Origin of the sequence: Rhodococcus sp. UFZ-B548 (genome assembly GCF_903819475.1) — a bacterium.
GTDB lineage: Bacteria > Actinomycetota > Actinomycetes > Mycobacteriales > Mycobacteriaceae > Rhodococcus_F > Rhodococcus_F erythropolis.
The window spans coordinates 1-4,649 of record NZ_CAIJDS010000120.1 but is presented as its reverse complement, the minus strand read 5'-3'; the positions used below and the strand labels follow the sequence as shown (position 1 = coordinate 4,649).

At 63.5% G+C, this 4,649-nt stretch carries 4 protein-coding genes and 1 pseudogene; 2 read left to right on the top strand and 3 right to left on the bottom strand.

Annotated features, from left to right (window positions below):
• Both H7C86_RS36520 and H7C86_RS36515 read left to right on the top strand, forming a co-directional pair.
• A pseudogene (locus tag H7C86_RS36520) lies at positions 1–365 on the top strand (hypothetical protein); the annotation flags it as partial.
• Positions 365–1,132 (top strand): HNH endonuclease family protein, encoded by a 768-nt coding sequence (locus tag H7C86_RS36515; protein WP_182263478.1) that lies wholly within the window; start codon positions 365–367, stop codon positions 1,130–1,132. The pseudogene H7C86_RS36520 and the gene H7C86_RS36515, both read left to right, overlap by 1 nt.
• Before the next feature lie 31 nt (positions 1,133–1,163).
• On the opposite strand, the gene H7C86_RS36510 is transcribed toward H7C86_RS36515, so the two are convergent.
• The 3 genes from H7C86_RS36510 to H7C86_RS36500 all read right to left on the bottom strand — a co-directional run.
• A complete protein-coding gene (locus tag H7C86_RS36510; RefSeq protein WP_182263477.1) occupies positions 1,164–1,562 on the bottom strand; it encodes a DUF6262 family protein in 399 nt (132 codons plus the stop codon).
• 18 nt (positions 1,563–1,580) lie between these two features.
• Positions 1,581–3,755 (bottom strand): tyrosine-type recombinase/integrase, encoded by a 2,175-nt coding sequence (locus tag H7C86_RS36505; protein ID WP_080726510.1) that lies wholly within the window; start codon positions 3,753–3,755, stop codon positions 1,581–1,583.
• Positions 3,748–4,649 (bottom strand): tyrosine-type recombinase/integrase (locus tag H7C86_RS36500; protein ID WP_220463514.1); only part of this gene is annotated, 902 nt, incomplete at its 5' end. The genes H7C86_RS36505 and H7C86_RS36500, both read right to left, overlap by 8 nt.

Here is a 4,649-nt window from a genome sequence, read left to right as displayed (position 1 = left end):
ATCTCGGGAAGGACTTCCACATGATTACCAAGCTTGAATTCTTGTTCAGAGAAGCCTGCGTCTTCGGCCCCGCTTGGTCCGACGACCAGGACGCACCTGGCGGCCACGACGGGTGCGATACCCGCAACAACGTTCTGGCCCAAGATCTCTCGGACGTGGTGTTCAAACCGGGAACACGTGACTGCGTCGTACTGTCGGGCGCGATGACCGACCCGTACTCCGGTGATCGCATCGAATTCGAACGCAGCCAGGCCAAGTCCGTCCAGATCGACCATGTCTTATCAGCAGCTTTGTCAAGGAGTCTTCCTCTTTCTGCTGGTTACTGTGTCGATGACATGCTGCTGAGTGCTGTGGTGGCCTTGTGATGCGCCAGCGCGTGACCGGGGTCGCGGTGGCGGCTGCGGCGTTCGTTGTCGCTGTGTCTGGTTGCTCGGTCCATCGGCCTGATGGCGGGGCGGTATTCGCAGCTCCGGTGTCGGGAACTTCTGCGCCGGGTGCGCAGGTCGATGAGGCACTGTCGGCGCTGGAGGAGCTTGCGGTGAAGGGGCGTGCGCCTAAGACGGGTTATGCGCGAAGCGAGTTCGGTATAGCGTGGACTGATATGAATACCGTTATGTGGGGCGGGAACTCGCTGAGCACACGCGAGGACATACTCTCCCGTGACCTTGTGGACATCACGTGCAAGGACCGCTCGGGTGTGGCCTCGCCGCCGTGCGTGGTGCAGTCGGGAGTCCTTCACGATCCGTATACCGGGACCACGGTGAATTTCGTTCGCGGGGAGACGACTTCGCCACTCGTCCCGATCGAGCATGTAGTCGCCCTTGGTGATTCGTGGCAGAAGGGCGCGCAGCAGTTGTCTGCCGCCGAACGTGTCGACCTGGCGAATGATCCGCTCAATCTCATCGCCACTACGCAGGCTCCGAACTCGGCGAAGAGTGACTCCGATGCCGCCTCGTGGCTTCCTCCGAACAAGGCGTTCCGATGTGCTTATGTGGCTCGTCAGGTCGCGGTCAAACTCCGGTATCGGTTGTGGGTGACCAAGGCGGAGAAAGACGCGATTGCCGCTGTCCTGTCGACGTGTCCCGGCCTGGCGCTTCCCTCCAATGCCGAGGCGGCGGGTCGTGTTTCGTGAACGAGCAGCGAAACCGATTACCCTCAGGGCGCTAGCGGGAGTCGGCGAGTCGTCGCCGCAGCGCGAGGTTCTCGCCGTGGGCGACCGCGAGCGCCTTGCGCAGCTCGCCGAGCTCTTCGGCGTGCCGGCGTTTGAGTTCCTTGAGCTGCGAGGACAGTGCTCTGACCGCGGACGATGCGGACTGCCGTTCGCGTTCGGACATCTGTTCCGGAGTTGTTCGGTGGTGCGGGCGCCTGGTGCGGAGGTCGTTGATCTTTGTGCGCAGGTCGGGCTGGTTGTAGAGGAAGTCGGTGGAGACCTTGGCGCGGCGAGCGACGGCCGCGAAGGTGACCGGTTCGCCTGCATTGCTGAGTGCCAGCAGCGCCGCGTCCGCGCGGGCTCTGGTCTCGGTGTGGCGCGCTCGCGCTGCGGCGGTGAGATGTTCGGGCACGGGCTGGTTCTCCTTGCTCTAGGTGGTGGTTCCGGGACCGCGAACCGCTTTGTCGGCGGCGGAGACATCGTTGATCGAGAGCAGGATCCGGTTAAGCGAGTCGACCTCGATCTGGCGGCCTTGCAGCCAGATGTTCGTCTCGTCCATCGGGGCGCCGTACTTCGCGGTGAACACTGCTTGCCGGTGTTCGATCAGTGTTTCCGTGTCGGCGAGCTGGGTCCGCAACTGCGGGGCATGAGTGGAGTCGGTGACGAATTTCGAGCAAGACAGGCAGGCGTTTCCCTTATCGCACAACTGTTTCGGTGGGAGCGCGCACCAACCGTTGGGCAAGATGCGATCAGCTCGCTTGTCGAGCTGGATCAGGTCGTAGAGGTCGGAGCTGTCGATCGTGGCGGTGCGCCCGTCACGGGTGACCTTCTTGTAGCGGAGGAATTCCTCTTCCATGGTCTGCGCAGAGGTCACGGCGTAGTGCAAGGTCATGTCCGGCGAAACGTGCCCGAAGTAGCGCATCACGACGTGAAGCGGCACTCCGGCGTTGATCAGGTTGGTCGCCGCGGTGTGCCGGAACTGATGTGTCTTGGAGACAGCGACGCGTCGGCCGACGGAGTCGCTGATGTCGAGCAGACTGGTGAGCCTGCTGAACCGCAGATGCATTGTCGTCATCGGGTAAGGCTTGTCGCCCATCCGGTTTCGGGTCGTGCGGAGGAACAGGTACTTCGGCGTCACACCAGGGTTTCCGAAGTGTGCCATCATCTCGCGGGCATGCTTTTGCTGCGCTCGGATGATCGTGACGATCTCGTCGTCCACGGGGATCGAGGGTGCGACGTTCGGTTCGACCTTGGTCTGTTGATACCGCATCCGGGCGACGAATCCAGCGCCGTCAGGATCGCCAGCCGCGGAATTGCGCAGCATCGGTTCGAGCGGGTCGAAGTCCATCATCAGCACCTCGTTGGCGCGACGGCCGGTGCGCAGCAGAAGCATCATGATGTGGAAGGCCTGCAGATCGCCGAGCCCGCCCTCCTGCACTGGCTGCGCGAGCAGCCCACTGCCCTCGGCGATCTGCTGCATGACACCGTCTTCGAGGACCATGTCGTGTGCCTTGACGTTGGTGAGGCGGGGCTTGTCCTCGGGGCGGAACAGCACGCAGTGCTCGGGCCGCAGAGTGGCCCAGGCACTGATACCGAGTTCGGTGGCGGCTTCATCCCGGTGGTCATACATGAACTGGTAGAACTGCTCGATGGCGGTCATGATCTGGCGGCGTGGGTTCTTCGCCAGAGGGCGGCCTGCGCGCGGTCCGGACTCGATGCGGTGCGCAAGGAGCATGTCGCAGAACCCTCGGATGAAGCCCCGCAGTCGGTGTGGATCGGTAGTCAGACACGGGCCCTGGTCGGCGGTGGTGTCGATGTAGCGTTGCAGCCATTTCAGGGCATCCAGGCGCGACTTGATCGTGCTCCACGAGTACCTCTCCGCGCTCAGGCCCGCCGAGAGCCAGTACTTCGCTCCCTCGCGCATCCAGAGGCTGGTCAGGTTGGTGAAGTGCATCGTCGTCGATCCGATAGGCTCGTGGTCTCGCTGAGGCACCCTCGGGTCGAGGCTCGGATTCCAGACGTTCAGCTCCCACCACGGGCCGCGGTGATAGGCATATCCGAGTACTGCGACCATGTGTCCAAGACGGTAGGTACCTTCTTTGAAGGCGAATTCACCGATCTTCTCGCCGAGCATCTGCGCCTTCCGCGCGGATCGCACCCACTCGTCGGGCGAACGGTGCAGCAGCGATTGCGCCGACCGACATTCGTCGTCCCCGTGGCGGATCGCGGCGCGCAGCAAGATGAAGACGGCGTTCGCGTCGACGATGCGAATGAACCGTCCCAACTCGATGTACCGGTGAATGATCCAGGCAACTTCCCAGGTCATAGGTTCAGGGAGACCCCGAAAATTCAGGTAACAGGCGGTCCAGTCGCTGCCGCTGCTGCTGCCCGCACTGACTTCGCGGATCGCCGGTCGGTAGTGCGCCGGCATCGTCTTCTTGTCGAAGTGATCGCTGCGGCATTCTTCGGGCAGAGAGTCCCAGAGCCTGCGGGCGATTGCGGGGTCGAACATGTCCGCTAGTGCCAAGCCCGGATCGATCTGGTGCAGTCTCTTGGGGCTGCGCGGCCAGGATGTGAACGCGGGATCGTTTGCGGGGCTAGACATTCGGATACTCCCATCCGGCGACGTATTCGCGCCAGTTCGCTACCGACGCCAGCTCGGCGTCCTCGGTGACATGGCCGTAGATGTTCATCGTGGTCTGCACGCTCGCGTGGCCGAGGCGGCGGCTGACGGTGTGGACGGGGCTCCCCGCCAGCAACAGTGCAGTGGCATGGGTGTGCCGAAACCAGTGCGGTGTCATCAGGTTCGGGAGATCGGCGTTGCGATGCTTCATCGAGCGCAAGTGCGCATAGACCGACTCGGTGCGCAGCGGCGCGAACAGCGGGTTCCGCAGCACGTTGCAGAAGATGTAGCTACTGTCCCAATCGCCGAGGGCGACATCGGCGCCTCGGTCGCACAGCCACCACACGTAGTCGGCATAGAGCCGGTCGAGCCGAGACCCGATGTGGACCTCGCGCTCCCCGGACTTGGCGGACAGGCCGTGCGGGTGCGCCCTGCTCACGATCGCGACCCGGGCGCTCTTGCCACCGATCCCGGTAATCCAGTCGCGGTGCTGCAACGAGAGGGCTTCACCGATCCGCATGCCCGATTCCGACAGGACTGCCCACAGGAACCGATATCGCAGGTCACCTCGCCATTCCACGAGTGTTGGGTCGTAGGTGGCCTCGGCATCTTGGAGGGCGTCGATCGTGGTCGGCGTCAGAATCGGAATGGTCTTGCGGGCGGCGCGGATTCGGATGGCGGCGCGCTTCCGCGGCGCTCGCCGGGTGACGTGCTCGAGGAACGAGAGGTAGCGTCCCGATCGGACCTGGGCTTGTTTCCACAGGAACGGCGCAGCGTCCGTTCCGCTGTCGGCCTGGTAGCGGTAGAAACTCATCACTGCACGCATGCGGAGATTCACCGTGCTGTCGCTGAGCGTCGGTCGGGGGCGGAGTTCGC